Below are 23,735 nucleotides of genomic sequence, written 5' to 3' on the forward strand. Positions count from 1 at the left end.
GTGACGGTCGGTCATTCGGGTCAAGGCCCGGGCAGACCGCAAAGAATACAGGCTGGGCGCGGCGATACCGCCTCAGGGTTCATCCGCATTTGACGGCGGCCCGCCCATTGTTTCACAGCCTTCACGAGGACTCGGAAATGAATCAGATCAAGATCGGTGTCATGGTCGGAAGCCTGCGCAAGGGGTCCTTCAACCGGCTGCTTGCCAAGGCAGTGGAGAAACTCGCCCCGGAGGAGTTCGCGTTCTCGCCCATCCGCATCGACGACCTCCCGCTTTATTCGCAGGATTTCGACCCCTCCTACCCGGCGGTGGCAACCCGGCTGAAGCAGGACATCGAATCCGTCGATGCACTGCTGTTCGTCACCCCGGAATACAACCGATCGATTCCCGGCGTGCTGAAGAACGCCATTGATATCGCTTCCCGCCCGTGGGGCACCAATTCGTTCGCGGGAAAGCCGGCTGCCGTGATCGGCACCTCAATCGGCGCCACCGGCACGGCGTTGGCGCAACAACACCTGCGCAATGTGCTCACTTACCTGGACATGCCGCTGCTGGCCCAGCCCGAAGTGTTCATCCAGTTCAAGGAGGGCCTCATCGCCGAAGACGGCAGCATCGAAAACGACGGCACGAGAAAATTCCTGCAAGGCTTCGTCGACAAATACGTCGTCTGGACCAGACGTTTTGCGGACCCGGCTGCCGTGCGCTCGACCTGAAGGCATGAATGGAACCGGCCCGTCCGAGCTGCCTCACCGGTCCCGCTTCACGTGACGATTCGCCATGCCGTCGATCCGGCTTGTCAGCGTCATGCAACCCGACCTTCAGGTCGCCAGTTTTCCTTCACCGCAGCCAGACGCGACACGTGTCCATGATGCACACGAACGCGCGACCCGAATCGGAAAAGAAGGCGCCAGGCCATGGTTCATCCGGTCGCGACCGCCCAGCGGAGGAATGACGCATGCGCGAACAGATCGCTGAAGGTTTCATGGTTTTCACGGCAGACGGCGCGGAGGGCATTGGCTCCGTCAGGGAACTCAGGCATGGCCTGCCCGAACTGGTGGTTTACGTCGAAAATTCGGGCGATTTCGTGGTGCCCTTGTCGGCGGTGAAAGCGGTCCACTCCGGCAAGGTGGTGCTCGATTTCGACCAGCTGGATCTGCGTTTGCGCAACGCCATCCGGCACGCACGTGATTCGGAAGACCGCCATTTCGCGGCACCGCCCTCCGACGATGACGACGAGGAATAGCACGCACGCGCCAGCCGAGCCGATGACCAGCCCTCCCGTTTCCCGGCACAATGGTCTGTCTGCGGATGGCGCTGACCGAAAAGCATGACTGACAGAGACGAAGAACGGCTCAACCGCCAACTGGACCGGATCGAGCGCGAATTGCCCACCCCGGTGAGCCGGGCCATTCGCTGGTTGCGCGAGCCGTCTTCGCGATGGATCCGCATTCCCGCCGGCATCCTGCTCATCGTCGGTGGCATCTTCAGCATCCTGCCCTTGCTGGGCCTGTGGATGCTTCCGCTGGGTCTTCTGCTGCTGGCGCAGGACCTGCCGTTTCTGCGGCGGCCCACCCGCCGCGCCCTGCTATGGGTGGAACGCCACTGGGTGCGCTGGAAGCGGCGACGCCGGCAGGCTGAACGCACCGAATGACCGCCGGCTGGCGAGTGCACCGGAACGCCGCAAGCCGCCCTGCGCAACGGTTTCGATGCGCTACCCGCCGCCAAAACAGAAGCGGCGCGAACCCTGAAGGCCGCGCCGCTGCTGAATTTCAATTGGTGGGCGGTACAAGGATCGAACTTGTGACCCCTACCATGTCAAGGTAGTGCTCTACCGCTGAGCTAACCGCCCGTCTCACGCCTTAACCGCTACGCGAGCCGCGCAGTATACGGGAGCCGGGCACGCTCGACAATATCCCGCCGCCAATCCGTTTGGAGACCTCAGCGCAGGGCCTGTTCGCGCAACTGATGGATCTGGTCACGCAGCCGCGCCGCGTCCTCGAACTCCAGGTTCTGCGCGTGCTTGTACATCTGCGACTCCAGCTTCTTGAGCAGGGCTGAAGCCTGCTGCGAGCTCATTCCGGCGTAATCGGCGCCCTGCTCGGCGACCGCGGCGCGGCCGCGGGCAGCTGATTTGCTGCCACGCCGGTTGCCGGCATCACTGCGTGCTCCCTCCATGATATCGGCGATGCGCCGCACCACGGTGGTGGGGGTGATGCCGTTGGCTTCGTTCCAGGCCAACTGCTTCTCGCGACGGCGCGCCGTTTCGTCCATGGCCGCCTGCATCGAGCGGGTGACATGGTCGGCATACAGGATCGCCTTGCCCCGCACGTTGCGGGCGGCACGGCCGATGGTCTGGATCAGCGAGCCGGTGGAGCGCAGGAAGCCTTCCTTGTCGGCGTCCAGGATCGCCACCAGCGACACCTCGGGCATGTCCAGGCCTTCGCGCAGCAGGTTGATGCCCACCAGCACGTCGAACTCGCCCAGGCGCAGGTCGCGGATGATCTCGCTGCGCTCGACCGTCTCGATGTCCGAATGCAGGTAGCGCACCTTGATGTCGTGTTCCGCCAGATATTCGGTGAGGTTTTCAGCCATCCGCTTGGTCAGGGTGGTGACCAGCACGCGATCACCCATCGCGATGCGCTTGTGAGCTTCGCTGAGCAGGTCGTCGACCTGGGTACGCACCGGGCGAACCTCCACCTCGGGATCCACCAGGCCGGTCGGACGCACCACCAGCTCGGTCACTGCATCACCGGACTTGTCCAGCTCGTACGCGCGCGGCGTGGCGGACACGTAGATCGCACGCGGCACGCGCTCTTCCCATTCCTCGAAGCGCAAGGGCCGGTTGTCCATCGCCGACGGCATGCGGAAACCGAATTCCACCAGGGTTTCCTTGCGCGAGCGGTCGCCTTTGTACATCGCGCCCAGCTGCGGCACGGTGACGTGCGACTCGTCCACCACCAGCAGACCGTCGGCGGGCAGGTAGTCAAACAGCGTCGGCGGCGGCTCGCCCGGCGCGCGCCGGGTCAAATGGCGCGAATAGTTCTCGATGCCCTGGCAATAGCCGACCTCGGCCATCATCTCCAGGTCGAAGCGCGTCCGCTGTTCCAGCCGCTGCGCCTCGACCAGCTTGTTCTCCTTGTAGAGGTATTCCAGCCGATCCTTCAGCTCGATCTTGATCGTCTCGATCGCGTTGAGCACGCTTTCGCGGGTGCTGGCGTAATGGGTACGCGGATAGACGGTATAGCGCTGCACCTTGCGAATGGCCTCGCCGGTAAGCGGATCGAACAGCGACATTTTCTCCACTTCGCCATCGAACAACTCGATCCGCAACGCCTCGGTTTCCGATTCGGCCGGGAACACGTCGATGATCTCGCCGCGCACGCGGTACGTACCGCGGCGCAGTTCCATCTCGTTGCGGGTGTACTGCAGTTCGGTCAACTGGTGGATCAGCTTGCGCTGGTCGATTCGCTCGCCCGTGGCCAGGATCAACCGCAGCGACAGGTAGTCCTCCGGATTGCCCAGGCCGTAGATCGCCGACACGGTGGCCACGATGATCGAGTCGCGGCGCGACAACAGCGCCTTGGTCGCCGACAGCCGCATCTGCTCGATGTGTTCGTTGATCGACGAATCCTTCTCGATGAAGGTGTCCGATGCCACGACGTAGGCTTCCGGCTGGTAGTAGTCGTAGTAACTGACGAAGTACTCCACCGCATTGTTCGGGAAGAATTCCCTGAACTCCCCGTACAACTGGGCCGCCAGCGTCTTGTTCGGCGCCATCACGATGGTCGGGCGCTGCACCTGCTCGATCACGTTGGCAATGGTGTAGGTCTTGCCCGAGCCGGTGACCCCAAGCAGGGTTTGCGCGGCCAACCCGGCCTCGAATCCCTTGCTCAGGCGCGTGATGGCCTGCGGCTGGTCGCCGGCGGGCTGATAGGGGGCGACAAGCTGGAATCGATCAGTCATGGGCTACAGATGTGGGCGCGATGCGCCATTTTAAATCGGGCCTGCTGACAAGGCGTGTCACCAGAGGCCCACAGGCGGGGAGTCAACAGGCCGCTGGAGCGGAGAGATCGGCTCCCTAGCATGAAGGTCTCGACCCCACGCAGGGAGCAGCGTCGTGAAGACAGCAAGGCACGGAAGCCCATGGCGCCAACAGGCCGGCGTCACCTTGATCGAGCAGATCATGGTGCTGGCCATCATCGCCATCATGGCGGGTATCGCCACGCCATCATTGCGGCGCCTGGCCAGCCACAACCAGCTGCGGGTTGCCCAGATGGACTTCATCGGCGCGTTGCAGCGGGCTCGTGCCGCCGCCGTCATGAGCGGCAAACGCTCGCTGTTCTGCCCTAGCCTGGATGGCAACAACTGCAGTGGCGGAACACGATGGGAGAGCGGCTGGCTGGTCGCCCATGACATCAATGGCGACAGTCAGCCCGACCACGGCCCGTTGCACGTGGGTGCGACCCAGCGCGGAAAACTGATCATCCAGAGCAGCAATGGCCGGCACAACGTGCGCTTTCGTCCGGACGGCTCGGCTGGCGGAAGCAATCTCACCCTGCTGTTCTGCCAGCCCTCCCAGCCCGCCGATGCGCTGCTGGTCGTGGTCTCCAATGCTGGCCGCATCCGCGGCGCCCACGCCGATGCCAGTCAGATCGCCAGTTGCGGACAATTGAACTGAGTGCACCCGTGCGTCATTGACGCAGGCACCGCCGTGCTTGATCTCGATCAATAGCCGGTGTTGCCGGTTCACCCATCCTTGGTCCGTTGCTGCGCGCGACAAGCGCGAGGCCTGCATCGAAGGGACGCGAATCCCGTCCCGAAAACGCCGAGGAGTTGAGCATGTTCCAGCATATTCTTGTTCCCACCGACGGCTCCGACCTGGCGTCGCGAGCACTGGACACCGCGATCGAGCTGGCCACCAAATTGGGCGCCCGCATTCACGCCTTTCACGTGATCGCACCGTTTCCGGCATCCACCTATTTCGCCGAGTTCGTGCTGGCCAACGAGCCCACCTATATCGAGGAAGCCACCACCCATGCCGAACGTTACCTGGCCGATGCGCGCCAGCGCGCGGCGGTGGCGGGCGTCCCGTGCGAAACCAGTTTCGAAACCGATGCGCGCCCGTACTCCGCCATTGTCGGTGCCACGCGCAAGCAGCAATGCGACCTGATCGTGATGGCCTCGCATGGCTGGCGTGGTTTCGACCGCCTGTTGCTGGGCAGCGAGACCCACAAAGTCATATTGAACGGCGACGTCCCGGTGCTCGTCTGCCGATAGACACCGCGTGCAAGCCACTCCGAATGCTGGTGAGGCAAACATGACCCGGCCGCCCCTGCCCGCTTCCACGTCGGGCGGCCTTCTGCAGAGGCGACCAGCAGGTTCGACCACCGCGGGCTTCAACATCCTGCCGGCGAAGGCCGCACGCTCGCCTGACACTTCGGGGATTTTTCGGCCTTCTATTCAACGCCACCCGCGAACTGTATGGCTTGCGGCAAGGTCAGTCGAACACGCGCGCCACCCAGCGACGAGCGATCAAACGTGAGCTGCCCATGATGCAGTTTGGCAATCGCCTGGGCGATCGACAGACCCAGCCCACTGCCCTCGCCCACGCTGCCATCGGGGCGATGGAAGCGCTCGATCAGGACGCCGGCATCGGCAACCGGGAAGCCGCTGCCGCTGTCGTTTACCTCCAGCACCACCTGCTCCGCGGTGCCACCCACGCGCACGTTCACCTGGCCACGCACGGGCGTGTGCCGCAGCGCGTTGTCGAGCAGGTTCTGCACCAGGATGCCGAGCAGGCCTTCGCTGCCCAGCACGAAGTCGTTGCCATCGTGATCAAGTGACAGCTCGACCAAACGCGCCGCAGCACGCTCGCTGATATCGCGCATGGCGGCCTCGGCCACGGTCACCAGGCGCATGGAGCCGGCGTCTTCCAGCTCGCTCAACTGCTCCACCCGCGCCAGCAGCAACAGTTGCGTCACCAACCGTTGCATGCGATCCAGCGCATCCTGCGAGCGTTGCAGGTGCAACTCCCGCACCGCAGCGTCATCGCTGCGACCGGTGAGATCCAGCTCCAGGCGCAAGGCCGCGAGCGGATGACGCAGCTCGTGCGCGGCGTCGGCGGTAAAACGGCGCTCGTGTTCCAGCCCCACCTTGAGCCGCTCGACCATGCGGTCAACGGCCTGCGTGAAAGGCACCAGCTCCACCGGCACCTGCGCATCGGTGAGCGCGGGGATCAACGGCACTGCACTGGCCGACAGGTTGCGGGTCAGTCGGCGCAACGGGCGCAGCCCGCCACGCAAGCCGACAAACACCGTCGGTGGCACCAGCACGAGCAACGCCAGCAAGGCCAACAGTGCGGGGGCCAGCAACTTGCGCAGCATCTCATCGCGCTCGTCCAACGGCGCCGCCACCTGGATCCAGTAGTGCCGCTCGCTGTCCCAGCCCTGGAATACCCGCCAGCGCCGCTTGCCGTGCGTCACGGTATGAAAGTGCGGATCGCCCGGATCAAAGGTCAGCGCCGGAAATTGTTCGTTCTGGATCAAGAGCCGCCCCTGCGCGTCACGCAGCACGATGGCTGGACGTTGGGCCGTGGCGTCCGAACCGATCACCTTTTTGCGGGACAGCCGCACGATGCCCGCCTGGGTCGGCGCATCCGGCATCACGGCAAAAACGCTGGCCGTGGTGCGCACCAGCATCTGGTCGAAGATCTCGTCCACCTCGTGCAGGCTGCGCCAGCCGATCCAGCCGACGGCCACGACCCAGACCAGCACGATGCCGGCCACCAGCCGTACCACCAGGCGCCGATTGAGGGAGGGGCGCATCAGGCTTCCTCCCGCACCGGAGCACTGATCGCATAGCCGATGCCGCGCAAGGTGCGGATCCAGCCCGGCCCCAGCTTGTTGCGCAGATGGTGGATGTGCACTTCCACCGCATTGCTGGCCACTTCCTGGTCCCAGCCGTACAAGGCCTCTTCGAGCTGGTCGCGTGAGTAGGCGCGACCGGGATGGCGCACCAGCGTTTCCAGCAGGGCGTACTCACGCGCCGTCAATTCCAGCGGCGTACCGTCCAGCGTAGCGCTGCGTGCGGCCGGCGTGACTTCCAGTGCACCCAGCCGGATGGCCGGTTCCAGCTGGCCGTCTGCACGACGCAGCAAGGCCCGCAGCCTTGCCGCCAATTCCTCCAGATGCACCGGCTTGACCACGTAATCGTCGGCACCGGCATCGAGTCCTGCCACCCGGTCGGACAAGCCGTCGCGAGCGGTGAGCAACAGCACTGGGGTGGTGTCCTTGCGCCGACGCATCTCGGCAATGATGGCGGGGCCGCTGCTGCGCGGCAGGTTCCAGTCGAGGATGGCCGCGGCGTAGTCGGTGTCGCTCAGTGCGGCAGCCGCCTGCGTACCGTCGGCAATCCAGTCCACGGCATAGCCGATCAGGCGCAGGCCGGCGGCCAGCGCCTGCCCCAGTGACTTGTCGTCCTCGGCGAGCAGGATGCGCATGACCTCATTCTTGTGGCGAGACTGGCCGGTCGACTTGACTTGGCGCAAGTCGCGATGCTTTTCCGGGGACTGCGGCATTCTGTCCAAGCGCGCGCTTGCGACCGTGAACCATCGAGGCGATCAGGTTCTCGCCGTAATGCACGCTCTCGCCAACGGCGGCCAGCACGTGCAACACGACCAGCCCCAGCACGCCATACGCCAGCGCTTCATGCAGCGCCTCCAGCCAGCCATCACCAAAGAACGCATCGGTGGTCTGCAGCCAGCCGGTGAGGGCGACCAGCAACACGCCGCCGAGCAGCGTGATAATCATCACCGCCGCAGCGGGGTTGTGCCCCAATTGCCTTCGCGAGCGCCCGGCAAGGCGTTCGCGAAGGTAGTGGCGGACGCGAGTCGGTCCCGCCACCCAATCACTGAAGCGGGCGTGACGCGTACCGATCAAGCCCCAGACAAAGCGCACGGCAATCAGTACCAGGATGGCGTAGCCAAAGCCGCGGTGAACCAGCTCGCCCTCCTCGGTGAAAAAGTTGGCGAGGAACAAGCCTGCCAGCGACCAGTGAAACAGGCGAACCAACGGGTCCCATACCTTGACGGTGGCGTTCATGGGCTTGTCCTCGCGCAGCCAGATGATCAGATGGAACCTCAGCCGCCCTTCTTCTTGACGATGCGGCCATCGGTCGGATCGAAATAGATCTCCACGTTCTTGCCGGCCTTGTCCTTGCCGTAGATTTCGTAGCAGTTGCCGGTGACCTGGAACACCTTGAAGGTGTAGCCCTGATCGAGGACCTTCTGCTTCATCGCCGCTTCGGTCAGCCACTGCGAGCGGGGCGCACTGGTGCATTGCGGTGAAGCGAACGCGGAGGCCGAGAGAGCCGCCGCGGCGAGAAAAAGCGGTGCGATGAGTGTGAGTTTCATGGTGCTTCTCCGGTATCGGCATGATTGCCTTGGAGGCGATTGAAGCGGCGATCGCTTATGCCAGTCTTAAGGCGGCAGGCCATCCGGATTGACTCCAGTCAGTACGGCGCCACGGACCTCATGCGAGAGTCCGCGCATATTTCTTGATTCGCCGATGGCCATCTCCGCCACCGAAGTCTTCCGACGCCATCCGGAATGCTTCGACGCCGGCTTTCTGGACGAACTGCAGCACGGCGATCCCTTCGCGATGCCGGACCTGCATTTCATCCGCGAGACGGCTGAATCGATGGCAATCAACAGCATCGACGGCGGCGCGATCATCCTGGCCGGCTCGGGCATGTGCAACGGCGGACGCGTTCGCCACCACCTCAAGCACAACCTGTGGCGTGAACGCGGCAGCGTGGTCTTTGTCGGCTACGCCGCTGAAGGCACGTTGGCGCGACGGATCGTCGACGGGGCCGCCAGCGTGCGCATCTTCAACGAAGAGATTCCGGTGCGTGCGCAGATATGGACGATCAATGGCTTCTCGGCGCACGCCGACCAGCCATCGCTGCTGGCTTGGCTCGGCGATGCCCCGCGACGCAAGGTGTTTCTGGTGCACGGCGAATACGAACGGGGCATGCACGCCTTGCAGGAAGTGCTGGAACAACGTGGCGTGGCGTGCGAGCTGCCCGGCTTGCACCAGCCGATCAAGATCGACTGATCGGGCCCATCCGGCGCCGCACGAGCCGCCCGGAAAAGCGCATCGCCCGGCTCGGTGTCGGGTTCGCGACAAACGCGGCGCCCAAGTCGGCAGGCTCCGCACAGGATTTCACCGGCGCATCAGTGCACCGGCGTGCTCTTGGCCACATTCGGGCATCTCCAAAAACGGTCGCGGCCCGCGCCATGTTATCTTCCGCGGCGTTCCCTACTCCTGCGTATGTAGTCTGACCGCACCAGCTTCCCTGAGGAAAAGATGGCCAACGATCCCGCCGTACTCGACCTGAACCAGCTGCGCCGCAGTTGTTCGTCCTGTGCCTTGAGTGAGTTGTGCCTGCCTGCGGGCGTAGGTGCCGAGGACCTGGAAAAACTGGACATCGCGATCCGCGACAAGCGCACGCTTGATCGCGGCAATGCGCTGTATCGTGATGGCGACGCGTTCCACGCGCTATACGTGGTGCGCTCCGGCTCGCTGAAGACTTTCGTTCAGGATGAAACCGGCGCGATGCAGATTCTCGGCTTTCATCTGCCCGGCGACATCATCGGCTTCGACGCCTTGGCGGCAGACAAACATGTCAGCCAGGCCGAGGCATTGGAGCGCAGCAGCATTTGCGAAGTGCCTTATGACCGCCTGCAGCAGGTCACCAGCGAAGTGCCGGCATTGCACCGCCAGCTGATGCGCGTGGTCAGTCGGGAGGTCATCGAGGAACACCGACACATGGTCGTGATGGGTCGGCAACAGGCGCTGGAGCAACTGGCGATCTTCCTGAAGAGCCTGTCCGATCGTTACCAGCGCCTGCATCGCGACGGTACCGAGCTGACCTTGTCCATGTCGCGCTATGACATAGCCAATTACCTGGGCTTGGTGGTCGAAACAGTGAGCCGGCTGTTTTCGCGCCTGGAGGAAATGGGCGTTCTCGAGGTCAACCGCAAATCAGTGATCATCCGTCGCACCGATCTGCTCGCCGAACTGTGCCGCAGCAATTCCGCCCCAACGTCCAGACAGCGCGGCGCCGGCTGACGCGGGTCGGAGCAGCTTCGATCCGGCCTGACCGATCGTCCGACCGTCCGCTTGTCGCACACGCAGGCCAAAACCACCGCGACAATTTGCGCACGCGCGGCAAACCATCCGCTTGACCTGAATCAACGCCGATCAGGCCGGTGTCGACCAGCATGCGCGCATCTTCCAGGGAGATGCACCATGAGTACCACCCGTAAACTCTGGCTTGGGCTGGCGGCGTTGCTCGTCACGTCGTTTGCCGTCTTGCTGTGGGTCGGCAAGGAAGTCCACCAACAGGCGCCACCGTTGCCTACTGCGGTGCTGACCACCGACGGCCAGACGCTGTATACCAAAGCCGACATGGAAGAAGGCCGCCAGGTGTGGCAAAGCATTGGCGGGCAGCAATTGGGCTCCATCTGGGGCCACGGTGCCCTGCTGGCACCGGACTGGAGCGCGGACTGGCTGCATCGCGAGAGCATGGCCATGCTCGACCTGCTTTCCCGCGATGCGGGGCTGGGTCCGTACGACACGCTGACGGCGCAGCAACAGGCGCCGTTCAAGGCCCGCGTGCAGGAAGAGTTGCGCACGAACACCTACGATGCGGCGACGAACACGATCACCGTGTCCTCGCTGCGTGCGCATGCAATGGAAGCCGTAGCGGCGCATTACATGAGCCTGTTCGGCAACGACCCGGCCACGCACAAGCTGCGCGAAGACTACGCCATGCGTGAGAACACGGTGGCCGAGATGGAGCATCGGCGCATGGTCACCGCGTTCTTCTGGTGGACCAGCTGGGCGGCCGCCACCGAGCGTCCCAACGAATCGATGAGCTATACGCAGAACTGGCCGTACGAGCCGCTCGCCGGCAACGCGCCAACCTCGACCAGTTTCCTGTGGTCGGTCTTCAGCATCCTGTTCATGATCTTCGGCATCGGTCTGCTTGGCTGGCATCATGCGCGCCAGGTCAATCACGAACCGCTGCCCACCATCCCGACGCGCGATCCGCTGACCGAGTTCAAGGCCACGCCCTCGATGAAGGCCACCGGCAAATATTTCTGGACCGTGCTGGGCCTGTTCCTGGCGCAAATCCTGCTCGGCGCCACCACGGCGCACTACCAGGTGGAAGGTCAGGAAGCCTACGGCTTCGCGCTGGCCAACTACCTGCCGTACAGCCTCACCCGTACCTGGCATACCGAGCTGGCGGTGCTGTGGATTGCCACGGCGTGGCTGGCCACCGGCTTGTACATCGCACCGCTGATCTCCGGGCATGAGCCGAAATTCCAGCGCCTCGGAGTGAACTTCCTGTGGGTCTGCCTGCTGGTCATCGTGGTCGGTTCGTTCGCCGGCCAGTGGTTCGCGGTGATGGACAAGATGGGCCTGCAGTACAACTTCTGGTTCGGTCACCAGGGCTGGGAATATACCGACCTCGGTCGTTTCTGGCAGATCTTCCTGTTCATCGGCCTGATGCTGTGGCTGTTCCTGGTGGGCCGTGCGCTGTGGCCGGCGATGAACCGCAACAAGGAAGGGGCGTCGATCGTCGGCTTGCTGTTCCTGTCCACGGTGGCGATCGGCCTGCTTTACGGCGCCGGCCTGATGTGGGGCGAGCACACCCATATCGCGATGGTCGAGTACTGGCGCTGGTGGGTGGTGCATCTGTGGGTGGAAGGCTTCTTCGAAGTGTTCGCCACGGCAGTGATCAGCTACCTGTTCGTTCGCCTTGGTCTGCTGCGCGTCACCACGGCCACCACCAACGTGTTGTTTGCCACCATCGTGTTCATGGCCGGCGGCGTGCTCGGCACCCTGCATCACCTGTACTTCAGCGGCACGACCACCGCGGTGATCGCCCTCGGCGCCAGCTTCTCGGCGCTGGAAGTGGTGCCGCTGGCGCTGATCGGCCTGGAAGCCTACGACACCTGGAAGAAACAGCACGAGGCACCGTGGATGGCGCGCTACCGCTGGCCGATCATGTTCTTCGTGGCGGTGAGCTTCTGGAACCTGGTGGGCGCGGGCCTGCTCGGCTTCCTGGTCAACACGCCGATCGCGCTGTACTACATGCAGGGCCTGAACCTCACCGCCACGCACGGCCACACCGCCCTGTTCGGCGTGTACGGCATGCTCGGCCTGGGTCTGATGCTGTTCTGCCTGCGTGGCATCAAGCCACACGCGGAATGGCGCGAAGGCCTGCTGCAGAGTGCGTTCTGGCTGCTCAACATCGGCCTGTCGATGATGGCGGCGCTGACCTTGCTGCCTCTGGGCATCCTCCAGTTGAAGGCGGTGCTGGAACATGGCTACTGGTTTGCCCGATCGGCCGAGTTCATGGATCGCCCGCTGATCCACATGCTGGTGTGGATGCGCGTACCGGGCGACACCTTGTTCGCGATCGGCGCGCTGCTGATCTCGGTGTTCGTCGCGGCGCTGTGGCTTGCGCCAAAACGTCGCAGCGCCACGCTTCCTCTGGGAAAAGGCCAGACCGAAGGCGCCTGACACGCCCCAAGCTGACCCACATCAGGGCGCGCCACATGGCGCGCCCTGATGCTTGCAGCCACGTACAAATCTTCTGGAACGCCGGTGTTCGAGTTCTATCCACAGATCAAATGGGTGCACGTCGCCTGCGTGCTGGCCAGCGGTTCGCTGTTCGCGCTGCGCGGACTGCTCGTCCAGTTGGGCCATGCCGGCGCGGCCCAGTGGATGCCGGTGCGCTGGCTGAGCTACGCGATCGACACCACCCTGCTCACCGCCGCGCTGATGCTGGTCAGCATCCTGCCTGGCGCCATGTTCGCCAACGGCTGGCTCACCACCAAACTGGTGTTGCTGGTGGTTTACGTGGCATTGGCCACGCTGGCCTTGAAGCGCGCGCGCACGCCGCGCGCCCGACGAATCTTCTTCATTGCCGCACTGGTCACCTACCTCTACATGCTTGGAGTGGCACGCATGCATCACCCGCTGGGATGGCTGCACGGATGGATCGCATGAGCGCCGCACAACCCTTCAACAACGGCGAACCACGTGACCACACGCTGGACGCCTGCTTCCTCGGCCCCTACGGCGAGAACGACGCGCTGCTTGAGAAGATGATGGTCGAGTTCCTGCGCGACCACGTTTACTGGAGACGCAATTTCCATCCGGAAGATCCACCGGCCATCGCTACCGGCGCGGCGCACCACCCGGACTATCTCGCGTTCGAGGCGCGCATGCGCCGGGAATTGCATCAGTTGTCGGCCGCGCTGAAGAAATCAGTGCCTTTTCACAGCCCGCGCTATATCGGCCACATGGCCTCGGACCTGCTGCTGCCCGGACTGGCCGCGCAGATGCTGACCCTGCCCTACAACCCCAACAACGTCAGCGAGGATGCCGCGCCGGTCACCGTCGACATGGAAGTGCAGGTCGGCCTGCAGCTGGCGCGCATGCTCGGCTATCCGCACGATCCGGCGCAGGACGCCTGTGCCTTCGGCCACCTCACCTCCGGCGGCACCCTGGCCAACTACCAGGCGTTGCGCCTGGCGCTGGCGCTGAAGGCGTTTCCGGTGGCGCTGCGCACCGCGCGGGTCCCCGGGTTGACGCTGCCGGAGGATGACTGGAGCGCGTTCAACCTCGCGCAGGCGGACTGCATTGCGCTGCTGACGAACTGGCAAACCTGGCTTGCGGCGCAACCCGCGGCCGAGCGCAGCTGCTGGCTGCATCGCGTCGAACGCGAGCGGATCGAGCAGCGTGGCCTGGTCGACTTCTTCGCCACCCATCCCACGCTGAAGCTGCCGCGGGTGCTGGCACCGGTGACCGCGCACTACTCCTGGAGCAAGGGCGTGAAGCTGCTCGGCCTGGGTCGCGACCAGCTGGAACTGCTGCCCACCGAAGGCATGCGGCTGGACCCGGCCGCCCTGCGCGACACGCTGGAGCGCTGCGCCCGCGAGCAACAGCCCGTGCTGATGTGCGTCGCGGTGCTGGGCGGCACCGAGTACGGCACCATCGATCCGATCGACCAGGTGCTCGCCGCCCGCGCAGCATCGCGCCAGCGGGGGCTGGATTTCGCCGTGCACGTCGACGCCGCCTGGGGCGGCTACCTGGCCACCCTGTTCCGCAACGAAGACGGCTCGCTGCGTCCGCGCGACGAAGTCGGCGCCGACTACGTGCAGTTCCCCACGCCCGCCGTGCATGCCGCGTTCGCCGCGCTGGGCGCCACCGACTCGGTCACCGTCGATCCGCACAAACTCGGCTACCTTCCGTACGGAAGCGGCGCCTTCATCTGCCGCGACCATCGGGCGATGGCACTGCTGGCCGAGCGCGCCGACTATGTCTTCCACAGCGGCTCGCCGAAGGACTATCTCGCCCGCTACCGCAGCATGGGCCAGTTCATTCCGGAAGGCTCCAAGTCCGGCGCCGCGGCGGCAGCGGTATACGTCACCCACAAGGTCTTGCCGCTGGATCACGCTCACTTCGGCCGCCTGCCCTGCGCCACCGTGCGCGCCGCCGAAACCTTTCACGCTCGCGCGCAGCGTTTCGCGCTGGAACTGGCCGACTGCGTCCACGCGCTGGTGCCGTTCGCTCCGGACAGCAACCTGGTCTGCCTGGCGCTCAACCCGCGCGGCAACCGCTCGATCACCGCCGCCAACGCTTTCGTGCGTGAACTGCACGACACCTTGCGCTGCGATCCGCGCCAGCCACTGCAGACCAGGGAGTTCTTCGGCTCGGTGACCACGCTGCGCCCGGACATGCTGGGCCACGCGCAGACCACGCGCATCTTCCAGGCGCTGGGGCTGGACGCGAACTCGCTCGATCCGGACGAGGACCGGCTGATGATCCTGCGCCACACGCTGATGAATCCGTACCTGATCGATCACGAGAACGGCATCAGCTACATCGATCGCTATTTCGAATTTCTCGGCCGCCGCATGCGCGCGATGCAACGGGCCGCGAGCCACGCGACATGAATCCGGAGTCTGAGATGGACAGCGTCCTGCACCTGGTCAACCTGCAACAGGATCACGATCGCCGCTGGGTGCACGACGCCCTGGCCAGGCTGGCACAGGAGGCCGCACGCTCCGCCGACACCCATCTGCTGAAGCTGAATTTTCCCGGCTTCCACGGCATCGACTTCTACTTCAAGGATGAGGCCGCCCACCCCAGCGGCAGCCTGAAACACCGGCTGGCCCGCTCATTGTTCCTCTACGCGCTGTGCAACGGCCGGCTGCGTGGCGGTCAGGCGGTGGTGGACGCATCTTCGGGCAGCACGGCGATTTCGGAAGCCTGGTTCGCGCGCCTGCTTGGCCTGTCGTTCACCGCGGTGATGCCGGCCTGCACCGCGCCCGGCAAGATCCGCGACGTGCAGGCGCTGGGCGGCATCTGCGACCTGGTCGACGATCCGGCCCAGGTGCATGCGCGCGCCGCCGAACATGCCGCGCGCGGTGCCTGTCACCTCGACCAGTTCGGCCTGGCCGAACGCGCCACCGACTGGCGCGGCAACAACAACATCGCCGAGTCGATCATCGGCCAGCTGGCACTGGAAGCCGAACCCGAACCGGCGTGGATCGTCTGCGGCGCCGGCACCGGCGGCACCTCGGCCACCATCGGCCGCTACCTGCGCTACCGCCGGCTGCACACGAAACTGTGCGTGGCCGAGCCCAGCGGCAGCGGCTATGTGCACGGCTGGCGCCATCGCGACGCAAAGGCAGTGGCCAGCCAGCCCACCCTGATCGAGGGCATCGGCCGACCGCGCGTGGAGCCCGGCTTCATCTTTGACGTGGTCGACCGCGTCAACGAGATTCCCGACGCCGCCTCGATCGCCGCCGCCTGGTTGCTGGAAGACCTGCTCGGCCATCGCTACGGCGGCTCGTCCGGCACCAACCTGGTCGCCTGCCTGCAGCTGGCCGCATCGATGCGCGCGCGCGGCCAGCGCGGCAGCATCGTGAGCCTGCTGTGCGACCGTGGCGAGCGCTACGCGCAGACCCTGTTCGACCGCGACTGGCTGGCCGCGCGCGCGATCGACCTTGCGCCGTGGGGTGCCGCGCTGCGTAACAGCCTGGCCACCGGCCGCGCACCCGCGCTGACATGAGCACCGCTGCACCGCCGACCCCGGGCATGCGATTTGCGCTGCTGGGCCATGGCCGTTTCGGCGCCGCATTTGCGCAGCTGTTGCTGCAGGCGGGGCACCACCTACGCGTGTTCGATCCGCACGCACGGGTTCCCGCCGCGCTGGCCGCGCCATCCTTGCGTGTCGCGCTCGATGGGGCGCAATGGATCGTGCTGGCGATGCCGGTGCCGCAACTGCGCGACGCGGTGCTCGCGTTGCGCCCGCTGCTGCATGCCGATCAGATCGTGTTCGACGTGAGCAGTGTGAAGATGCATCCCTGCGCGACGATGAACGAGTTGCTGGGCAACGCGATTCCCCACGTCGGCACGCACCCGCTGTTCGGACCGCTCAGCCTGGCTCGCGATGAGCGCCCGCGGCGCACGGTGATCTGCGCCTCCGCCTGGCATCCGCAGGCCGCCACACGCGCGCGGGATTTGTTCGCCGCACTCGGCTGCGAAGTCATCGAACAGAACCCGGAAAGCCACGACCGCGCGATGGCGCGCACCCACGCGCTGGCCTTCTTCATCGCGAAGGGGCTGATCGACATCGGCGTGGACGACGGCATGCCAATCGCGCCGCCCTCGTTCCAGGGCATGAAGCACATGCTGGCCGCGGTGCGCGGCGACGCCGGCCACCTGTTCGGCGCGATCCAGCGCGAGAACCCGTTCGCCGCCGAGGCGCGCGCCGAACTGCTGGCCGAACTGCAACGCGTGCATCGGCGCCTGCTGGCCGCGACGGATGACGACGAGCTGGTCATTCCAACCTCGGGCGAACCATCCGCATGAGTTTCCACGACCTGCGCAGCTTCCTGCAGCGGCTGGAGCGGGAACAGCAATTGCAGCGCGTCAGCGCGCCCGTGGACACACATCTGGAATCCACCGCGCTGAGCCTGCGCGCACTGCGCGAGGCGGGCCCCGCGTTGCTGATGGAACATCCTGGCAACAGTCGCCACGCGTTGCTGGGCAACCTGTTCGGCCATCGTCGCCGCATCGAGCTGGCGCTGGCCGGACGGCCACTGGCCTCACTGCGCGAACTGGGCCAGCTGCTTGCCGCGATCAAGGAACCACGCTGGCCATCCAGCCTGCGCCAGGCGCTGGCCACCTGGCCGGAGCTGGCGCAACTGGCCCATGTCGCGCCGCAACGCGTGCGCGAAGCGGCGTTCGAACACGAAACCCTGCGCGGCGACGAGATCGACCTGTCCCGCCTGCCGATCCAGCACTGCTGGCCCGACGACGCCGGCAAGCTGATCACCTTCGGCCTGGTGGTGACCCGCGGCACCGACAAGCCACGGCAAAACGTGGCGATCTACCGCCAGCAGGTGATCGGTCCGAACCGGGTGATCATGCGCTGGCTGCCACATCGCGGCGGCGCGCTGGACTACGTCGACTGGCGCGCCGCGCATCCACGGCAACCGTTTCCGGTACTGGTCGCCATCGGCACCGATCCGGCAACCATGCTGGCCGCCGTCGCGCCCGTGCCGGACAGCTTGTCCGAGTACGAATTCGCCGGCCTGCTGCGCGGCCAGCGCACCCGCGTGTGGCACAGCGAGCTGACCGGACTGGATGCGCCGGCCGGCGCGGAAATCCTGCTGGAAGGCTTCATCCACCCCGACGACACCGCGCTCGAAGGTCCGTTCGGCGACCACACCGGCTACTACAACGCGCAGGATCACTTTCCCGTCTTCACCATCGAACGCCTGCGCCTGCGCCGCGATGCAATCTACCAAGGCAGCTACATGGGCCGCGCGCCGCACGACGAACCCTCGGTGCTGTCGATGGCGCTGAACGACATCTTCGTGCCGATTCTGCAGAAGGTGTTTCCGGAAATCGTCGACTTCTTCCTGCCACCGGAAGCGTGCTCGTACCGCATCGCCGTGGTCAGCATCCGCAAGCAGTACGCCGGTCATGCGCGACGCATCATGATGGCGGTGTGGTCGTACCTGCGTCAGTTCACCTATACCAAGTTCGTCATCGTCACCGACGACGACATTGACGTGCGTGACTGGTCAGCGGTGATCTGGGCGGTGTCGACAAGGGTCGATCCGGCGCGCGACACCATGCTCGTGGAAAACACCCCGATCGACTACCTGGACTTCGCCAGTCCGGTCGCCGGCATCGGCTCCAAACTGGGCATCGATGCCACCCGCAAATGGCCGTCTGAAACCACGCGTACCTGGAGCCGCCCCATTATTCCCGACGACGCGGTGGAGCGGCGGATCGATAAATTGTGGAGCGAGCTGAAGCGTTCGCGCTGAGCACGTTCCACGTCCGCTCGCGGGCGCAGCTCAAACTTCTCGCGGCGACAACCTAGCCCGCGGCTTCCGCGGTGTCTGGTGTCACCAGCCATCGCACGGCCAGCATGCCCAACTCGTAAAGCAGATACATCGGCACGGCCAGCATGATCATCGAGGCGATATCCGGCGGGGTGATGACGGCGGAAATGGCGAACGCGCCGACGATGGCGTAGCGCCGACTCTTGCGCAGATTGGCCAGACTCACCAACCCGGTGGCCGCCAGAACGACGACCGCCACGGGCACCTCGAAACACAGGCCGAAGGCAAAGAAAACCAGCATCACGAAGTCGAGGTAATGACTGATGTCGGTCATCATCTCGACGCCGCCGGGCGTCATTGCCGTGAGAAAGCGAAAGGCCGCCGGCAGCACCAGCAGATAAGCGAACACGCAGCCCAGGTAGAACAACAGCAAGGCCGCTATCAGAAGGGGGCGAGCCAGGCGCTTTTCCTTTTTGTACAGACCCGGACTGACGAATGCCCAGAGCTGATACAGGATCACCGGCATGCTGATCAGCAGTGCCACATAGAAAGCCAGCTTCAACGGGGTCAGAAACGGACTGGTCACCTCGGTAGCTATCAGGTGTGCGCCGTGGGGCAAGCGGGCAACCAGCGGCTCCGCCAGCAGCGAGTACAGGCGATTGGCCACCGGCACCAACGCCAGCAGCAGAAGCAGGACCGAGGCGACAGCCTTGATCAGGCGCGAGCGCAACTCCAGAAGATGCGGGAATACGCCGGACTGAAGGCCCTCCGCGATTCCGCCAACGTCGGGACTAGTCACGACAGCACCTCCTCGTGCACGGCTTCGCGCATGACCGCCGTGTGGGATGGGAGAGCCGCGACCACCGGTGCGGATATCGCAGGCTCCAGCGAAACCGCCTCAGGCGGCACCGATTGTTCCAGTCCGGCCAGCGCTGTTTGCACAGGCTTCTGCATGTCACGCATGGCGGCGTCCAGGGCATCCTTCGCTACATCACCCTGCTTCGCGACTTCACGCGCGGCGCGCCTGATCTCTTCCAACTGCAACTCGCGCTCCACTTCGGCGCGCACGCTGTCCCAACTACCACGCACGCGACGGAGCACGGCGCCGGCGGTTCGGGCAGCGCCGGGCAGTTTCTCCGGCCCGAGCACGATCAGCGCGATCAAGGCGATGAACAGGAGTTTTCCCAGACTGAAATCAATCACCGACTGGGCCTACCTGGATTTCACGTCGACAGTTTCCGGCGTCCGCTGGGTGGGGCGGCTGTCGGCGGACTGAGGATCGGCGCGCAACAACGCGGCGTCATCGGGCGTGGCATCGTCGTCGCCATTCAGGCTTTTCTTGAAACCCCGGATGGCCGAGCCAAGATCCGGACCAATCTTGCTCAGCTTGCCCGTACCAAAAATCAGCACGGCCACGACGGCGAGGATGAGTAGATGCCAAATGCTCATGGGTATTCCTGATTCAATGGGGGATGGAAGAAAGACACGGACGTCCGGAAAGTCGACAACGAAAACCTGTCGACCCGTTTCATTTCAGTGCGCCCCGCCGTCAAGTACAGCGTGTTGATGCGCCGGGACAGCCGGATCAGTTTCAAGCGAAGCCGCACGCACGCCGTGCAACAGGTCGAGATGTTCATCCTGTGCCGCCAGGGGCGAGCCAGAAGCAGCATGAGGTGCCGCGACACATGCCTTGGCCAGGGGGGCGGCCGGCGAGCCGGGGGCCGGACAGGCGCTCCCGAGCAACGAGGTCAGCTGCGGCGTCACGTCGGAAAAACTTAGCAGCTCGCCACCATGCTCGTGAATGAAGGCATCCGCGTCCTGACGGGCGGCGAACGACGCGAACGTTGGCCCCATCAAGCCGGTCAGCGGCTGCCACGCCACGTACCAAGCCGAACGCGCATCGACGAAGGTCGCCGCCGCGTTCGAGGGATGCTGCCAGTTGATTTGCGCACTGTCCTGCACCAGCAGTTGCTGCAGTCGGGTCTTGTTTTCGGGGTCCAGCACGTACGCAAAGAAGTCACGGGTCGAGCCGAATTTCAGGGGCGCCTTGTATCCCTGCACCCACGCCTCCCCGCGCGGGCCCGGCCCGGCATCGATATACATCCCGCAAACTGCACAGGCATCGCCCTTGTGGATGTCCAGTGCGGCCTGTTGCGGCGGCGGCTGGTTGCTGCCGCAGGCGGCGAGCAGCAGGGTGACAAGGACCGTCAGCAAGCCATCACGGGCAGCGAAGCGGGAAGGCTTGCGATGCCGATATGCGTTGTACATTTTCATACTTCCTTCCGGCGAAACAGGAACTGCGCCAGCGCAAACGGCGTGACCACCCATAGCAGCAAAGCCAAGTAAAGCGCCCATAGCTGATACACGTGGGTCGCCGTCATGCCCATGAACAGCTCGTTGCCGCTACCCGAACCCAGGGTGGTGAGATTGATCAGGCGGAATATGTCGATCGGGTTGAGGTAGAGCAGGCGCGGAAACACCGACTGCTCCCACGTGCTGCCGCCACTCAATACCAGCACGGCGAGCAGACACAGATCGAAGATGATCACCGTGAGCAGCCAGGTCACCAGCGCCAGACCCGCGGCCCGCGCCTTGTCGGCGGTGGTGACGCTGATCACGCTGGCCAGCGCCACGAAACTTGCACCGAGCATGGACGCGCTCAGCACGAAGTTTCCGATACTCAGCCAGGCGGCTACCGAACGCGCCTCCGGCTGCATGATCTGGATGATCGCCACGGCGACGCCGAATCCCACCAGGGTGGCCGTGGCCAGCGCGGCGCAATGGCCGACAAACTTGCCGGCCACCAGTTCGGTTCGGGAAATCGGGTAACTGAGTACCAGCAACAAGGTGCCGTTGTCCTGTTCGCCAACCACCATATCGTGGGCAATCAGCAGTCCGATCAGCGGCACCACGAAGGCGGCCAGCGTGGTCAAACTGGCCAGGGTTGCATCGAACGACGTGAAACCGACCTTGCCTGCCGCCGCTCCGCCGAAGTAGGAGATGCTCAAGGCCAGCACGGCGAACAGCACGGCGACGGCAATCGTCCAGCGACTGCGGAAGTCGTCGCGGAATTCCTTTCCGGCAATGATCGCAATGCTGTTCATGATGTTTGTCCCGCGTCCCGTTTCGTGCCCGCACCAAGGTGGTCATACAGACGTGCCAGCGAAGCCTCCTGCACCACGATGTCCGCAATCGCCGGGTCGGCAGCGAGCCGTTGCAGCAGCGCCAGCTTGCCTCCTTCGGCAAGCTGGATCTCGAAGCGGCCATCGGGTCTGGCCAACTGGCCGAGACCGAGCTCGTCGATCTGCCGCGCGAACGCCGCGGGATCGGCAGCTTCCTTCAGCTGCACCACCACCACGCCAGGAAGCCCCGACTGCTTGCGCAACTCGCTGATACTTCCCGCCGCCAGCAGCTCGCCCTGGCGCAGTATCAGCGCGCTGTCAATGTGTGGCTCAAGCTCGGCCAGCACGTGGGAAGAAACCAGCACGCTGTGTCCTGCGGCGCGCAGCTTGCCCACGATGTCGTAGAGCTCGCGCGTGGCCTGGGGGTCGAGACCGGCGGTGGGTTCGTCCAGCACGATCAGCTCCGGTGAGGCCAGCAAGGCCTGGGCAAAACCAAGGCGTTGCCGCATGCCCTTGGAGTACGTGGAAACACGACGGTCCTTCGCGTAGTCCAGACCCACCAGCTGCAGCAGTTCACTGGTCTGTTGCCGTGGTGCACGCTTCAGGTTGGCCAGGTAACGAATCACTTCGCTGCCGGTGAGGTTGCCGTAGAACGCCACGCTCTCGGGCAGATAACCGATACGCCGACGCAGCGCCACCGCCTGGCTGCCCCACGGCGATTGCCCCAGCACCTCGACGTGGCCACTGGTCGGCTTGATCAACCCGAGGATCAATTTGATCAGGGTGGATTTGCCAGCACCGTTATGGCCCAGCAATCCGACGACCTTGCCCATCGGCACGGACGTCGATAAGCCGGCCAGGGCAGCCACGCCCTTGTAGTGCTTGGCCAGCGAGGAGATTTCAACGGCGTGGGTCATCGGCGCTCGCTCGCAGTTTTTCGGGAATGCGCATCAAGGGGTGACTGTCCTGCACGGCGGGCGGGGTGAATACCGGGAATGCCCTCTGCACGTAGCGCATCAGCAGCACGGACGGACTGGACATCAACACGCGCGCGCTCGGGTACTTCCACAGCAACACATCGACGCCGTCGTTCGGTCGATAAGGCACATCACCGATGCCGTCGCCGTCGAGATCCCAGCCGAGGTAATTGCTCCAGTAGTTGCCCTTGCCATCGAACGACCATTCGTCCGCCACGTTCTGCACGTACTTCACCTGCGTGCGATTGTTGACGAAGGCGTTGCCGTACACGTGGTTGTCCTGCGAGCCAGCGGTAATGTGAATGCCGATCGGCGAGTCGGCCAGCAAATTGTCGTGAATGCGGTTGAACTCGGAGTTGTAGACGAACAGCGCCTTGCCTTCGGCACCCTCCATCACTTGCCCATCCCCGGTGAAATCGCCGGTGATGTCGCGGATCTCGTTATGACTGATGTCACTGTAAGTGACGTAGTTGAAAAGGATGCCGTAGGTGGAATCATTCATCAGATGGTTGTCGACCACGCGCATGTGATTGGAACTCATCAAGGCCATGCCACCGACGTTGTTCGAACTGATATTGCCTTGCAGCGTTTCCTGCTTGGTATACATCTGGTGCACGCCGTACCTGACCTCATGGATGTTGTTATTGACGATCAGGTCGTCGTGGCTCACGTAGTCATAAATGCCATCGCGCGTTCCGGACACATCGTTATCCCTGATCTCGCACCAGGCGTCGTTCCACAGATGGATGCCGTCGCCGCGATCAGGCATGCGCAGTTCGGCGATACCGGTGATGACGTTGCCGATCACCCGCACGTGCTGCGGGCCGTCCAGGTACACGCCGAAAAGGATGTCCTTGATCCGGTTGTTCTCGATGATCGCGCCGTCCACATCTTTTTCGATATAGACACCCGCATTCATCGCCGTGAGGTCACGACCGGAATTGCGAATGGTCAGGTTGCGCAGGGTGACCCCGGCGACGCGGATTCGCACCACGTCGCCCTGACCATCACCATCGAGAATGGCGCCAGCCTGCCCCTTCAGAGTGACCGCCCGATCAAGCACAAGGTGTACATGATGCACCCCGGGGGCGACCTGGATGACGGTGCCAGGTGCCGCCGCGGCAACGAGATGTTGCAGATCATCTTCAGCGTGAACCGCTGATGTCATGACCAGCGCCACCATGGCAAGCA

25 protein-coding genes and 1 tRNA gene are annotated in these 23,735 nt (G+C 64.4%); 13 read left to right on the plus strand and 13 right to left on the minus strand.

The annotated features are described in order from the left end of the window. Positions 1-137: 137 nt before the first annotated feature. The 3 genes from ACVWWQ_RS05115 to ACVWWQ_RS05125 all read left to right on the plus strand — a co-directional run bounded on the left by ACVWWQ_RS05115 (position 138) and on the right by ACVWWQ_RS05125 (position 1,651). The gene (locus ACVWWQ_RS05115; RefSeq protein WP_133949471.1) at positions 138-713 is read left to right on the plus strand and encodes an NADPH-dependent FMN reductase; all 576 of its coding nucleotides are present in this window, start codon (positions 138-140) and stop codon (positions 711-713) included. Between the two features lie 242 nt (positions 714-955). Beyond that, positions 956-1,243 carry a hypothetical protein gene (locus tag ACVWWQ_RS05120; protein WP_133949469.1) on the plus strand — a complete coding sequence of 96 codons (288 nt, stop codon included), beginning with the start codon at positions 956-958 and terminating at the stop codon, positions 1,241-1,243. Between the two features lie 84 nt (positions 1,244-1,327). Then, entirely contained in the window at positions 1,328-1,651 is a 324-nt protein-coding gene (locus ACVWWQ_RS05125; protein WP_133949468.1) for a hypothetical protein, read from the plus strand. A 123-nt stretch (positions 1,652-1,774) separates the two neighbouring features. On the opposite strand, the gene ACVWWQ_RS05130 is transcribed toward ACVWWQ_RS05125, so the two are convergent. Together ACVWWQ_RS05130 and uvrB are read right to left on the minus strand one after the other, a co-directional pair. Then, positions 1,775-1,849, minus strand: a tRNA-Val gene (locus ACVWWQ_RS05130). An 89-nt stretch (positions 1,850-1,938) separates the two neighbouring features. Next, complete coding sequence (uvrB, locus tag ACVWWQ_RS05135; protein ID WP_133949466.1) at positions 1,939-3,963, minus strand: excinuclease ABC subunit UvrB; 2,025 nt, start codon at positions 3,961-3,963, stop codon at positions 1,939-1,941. 154 nt (positions 3,964-4,117) lie between these two features. Between uvrB and ACVWWQ_RS05140 the strand changes: the two genes are divergently transcribed. Together ACVWWQ_RS05140 and ACVWWQ_RS05145 are read left to right on the plus strand one after the other, a co-directional pair. Next, the gene (locus tag ACVWWQ_RS05140) at positions 4,118-4,678 is read left to right on the plus strand and encodes a GspH/FimT family pseudopilin (RefSeq protein WP_133949464.1); all 561 of its coding nucleotides are present in this window, start codon (positions 4,118-4,120) and stop codon (positions 4,676-4,678) included. A 161-nt stretch (positions 4,679-4,839) separates the two neighbouring features. Continuing rightward, on the plus strand, positions 4,840-5,277 hold the full coding sequence (locus ACVWWQ_RS05145; RefSeq protein WP_133949462.1) for a universal stress protein: 438 nt from the start codon (positions 4,840-4,842) through the stop codon (positions 5,275-5,277). A 179-nt stretch (positions 5,278-5,456) separates the two neighbouring features. Here the strand turns inward: ACVWWQ_RS05145 and ACVWWQ_RS05150 are convergent, their stop codons facing one another. Genes ACVWWQ_RS05150 through ACVWWQ_RS05165 form a run of 4 tightly spaced genes read right to left on the minus strand, consistent with a single transcriptional unit; the run spans position 5,457 to position 8,410 of the window. After that, complete coding sequence (locus ACVWWQ_RS05150) at positions 5,457-6,824, minus strand: ATP-binding protein (RefSeq protein WP_457383315.1); 1,368 nt, start codon at positions 6,822-6,824, stop codon at positions 5,457-5,459. Continuing rightward, the gene (locus tag ACVWWQ_RS05155; protein WP_133949458.1) at positions 6,824-7,498 is read right to left on the minus strand and encodes a response regulator transcription factor; all 675 of its coding nucleotides are present in this window, start codon (positions 7,496-7,498) and stop codon (positions 6,824-6,826) included. Before ACVWWQ_RS05155 ends, ACVWWQ_RS05150 begins: the two co-directional genes overlap by 1 nt. 4 nt (positions 7,499-7,502) lie before the next feature. Beyond that, positions 7,503-8,099: a cytochrome b/b6 domain-containing protein gene (locus tag ACVWWQ_RS05160; RefSeq protein WP_133949456.1), complete on the minus strand. Its 597-nt coding sequence runs from the start codon at positions 8,097-8,099 to the stop codon at positions 7,503-7,505. 38 nt (positions 8,100-8,137) lie between these two features. Further along, on the minus strand, positions 8,138-8,410 hold the full coding sequence (locus ACVWWQ_RS05165; protein ID WP_133949454.1) for a PepSY domain-containing protein: 273 nt from the start codon (positions 8,408-8,410) through the stop codon (positions 8,138-8,140). Positions 8,411-8,498: 88 nt separating this feature from the next. Between ACVWWQ_RS05165 and ACVWWQ_RS05170 the strand changes: the two genes are divergently transcribed. From ACVWWQ_RS05170 to ACVWWQ_RS05205, 8 genes are all read left to right on the plus strand, one after another. After that, positions 8,499-9,113, plus strand: coding sequence for an MBL fold metallo-hydrolase RNA specificity domain-containing protein (locus ACVWWQ_RS05170; protein WP_457383316.1), 615 nt, complete (start codon positions 8,499-8,501; stop codon positions 9,111-9,113). 252 nt (positions 9,114-9,365) lie between these two features. Next, positions 9,366-10,130, plus strand: coding sequence for a fumarate/nitrate reduction transcriptional regulator Fnr (gene fnr, locus ACVWWQ_RS05175; RefSeq protein WP_099651599.1), 765 nt, complete (start codon positions 9,366-9,368; stop codon positions 10,128-10,130). Between the two features lie 180 nt (positions 10,131-10,310). Then, entirely contained in the window at positions 10,311-12,593 is a 2,283-nt protein-coding gene (locus tag ACVWWQ_RS05180; protein ID WP_133949452.1) for a nitric-oxide reductase large subunit, read from the plus strand. A gap of 84 nt (positions 12,594-12,677) precedes the next feature. Next, positions 12,678-13,082, plus strand: coding sequence for a SirB2 family protein (locus tag ACVWWQ_RS05185; protein ID WP_133950885.1), 405 nt, complete (start codon positions 12,678-12,680; stop codon positions 13,080-13,082). Beyond that, a complete protein-coding gene (locus ACVWWQ_RS05190) occupies positions 13,079-15,034 on the plus strand; it encodes a pyridoxal-dependent decarboxylase (protein ID WP_133949450.1) in 1,956 nt (651 codons plus the stop codon). Before ACVWWQ_RS05185 ends, ACVWWQ_RS05190 begins: the two co-directional genes overlap by 4 nt. Before the next feature lie 14 nt (positions 15,035-15,048). Further along, positions 15,049-16,155 (plus strand): PLP-dependent cysteine synthase family protein, encoded by a 1,107-nt coding sequence (locus ACVWWQ_RS05195; protein ID WP_133949447.1) that lies wholly within the window; start codon positions 15,049-15,051, stop codon positions 16,153-16,155. After that, positions 16,152-16,958 carry a prephenate dehydrogenase/arogenate dehydrogenase family protein gene (locus ACVWWQ_RS05200; RefSeq protein ID WP_133949445.1) on the plus strand — a complete coding sequence of 269 codons (807 nt, stop codon included), beginning with the start codon at positions 16,152-16,154 and terminating at the stop codon, positions 16,956-16,958. The genes ACVWWQ_RS05195 and ACVWWQ_RS05200 overlap by 4 nt, the downstream gene beginning before the upstream one ends. Next, positions 16,955-18,427 carry a UbiD family decarboxylase gene (locus ACVWWQ_RS05205; protein WP_133949443.1) on the plus strand — a complete coding sequence of 491 codons (1,473 nt, stop codon included), beginning with the start codon at positions 16,955-16,957 and terminating at the stop codon, positions 18,425-18,427. The genes ACVWWQ_RS05200 and ACVWWQ_RS05205 overlap by 4 nt, the downstream gene beginning before the upstream one ends. Positions 18,428-18,479: 52 nt before the next feature. On the opposite strand, the gene tatC is transcribed toward ACVWWQ_RS05205, so the two are convergent. The 7 genes from tatC to ACVWWQ_RS05240 all read right to left on the minus strand — a co-directional run bounded on the left by tatC (position 18,480) and on the right by ACVWWQ_RS05240 (position 23,712). Beyond that, positions 18,480-19,244, minus strand: coding sequence for a twin-arginine translocase subunit TatC (gene tatC, locus ACVWWQ_RS05210; RefSeq protein WP_133949441.1), 765 nt, complete (start codon positions 19,242-19,244; stop codon positions 18,480-18,482). Then, on the minus strand, positions 19,241-19,648 hold the full coding sequence (gene tatB / locus ACVWWQ_RS05215) for a Sec-independent protein translocase protein TatB (RefSeq protein ID WP_133949439.1): 408 nt from the start codon (positions 19,646-19,648) through the stop codon (positions 19,241-19,243). The genes tatC and tatB overlap by 4 nt, the downstream gene beginning before the upstream one ends. A gap of 9 nt (positions 19,649-19,657) precedes the next feature. Then, entirely contained in the window at positions 19,658-19,894 is a 237-nt protein-coding gene (gene tatA, locus ACVWWQ_RS05220) for a twin-arginine translocase TatA/TatE family subunit (protein WP_133949438.1), read from the minus strand. An 84-nt stretch (positions 19,895-19,978) separates the two neighbouring features. Then, positions 19,979-20,713, minus strand: a complete 735-nt coding sequence (locus ACVWWQ_RS05225; protein ID WP_133949436.1) for a nitrous oxide reductase accessory protein NosL — start codon at positions 20,711-20,713, stop codon at positions 19,979-19,981. Positions 20,714-20,715: 2 nt separating this feature from the next. After that, positions 20,716-21,549 carry an ABC transporter permease gene (locus ACVWWQ_RS05230; protein ID WP_133949435.1) on the minus strand — a complete coding sequence of 278 codons (834 nt, stop codon included), beginning with the start codon at positions 21,547-21,549 and terminating at the stop codon, positions 20,716-20,718. Further along, positions 21,546-22,484, minus strand: coding sequence for an ABC transporter ATP-binding protein (locus ACVWWQ_RS05235; protein ID WP_133949433.1), 939 nt, complete (start codon positions 22,482-22,484; stop codon positions 21,546-21,548). Before ACVWWQ_RS05235 ends, ACVWWQ_RS05230 begins: the two co-directional genes overlap by 4 nt. After that, the gene (locus ACVWWQ_RS05240) at positions 22,468-23,712 is read right to left on the minus strand and encodes a nitrous oxide reductase family maturation protein NosD (RefSeq protein ID WP_457383317.1); all 1,245 of its coding nucleotides are present in this window, start codon (positions 23,710-23,712) and stop codon (positions 22,468-22,470) included. The genes ACVWWQ_RS05235 and ACVWWQ_RS05240 overlap by 17 nt, the downstream gene beginning before the upstream one ends. Positions 23,713-23,735: the final 23 nt, after the last annotated feature.

This window comes from Rhodanobacter sp. TND4EL1 (genome assembly GCF_054061035.1).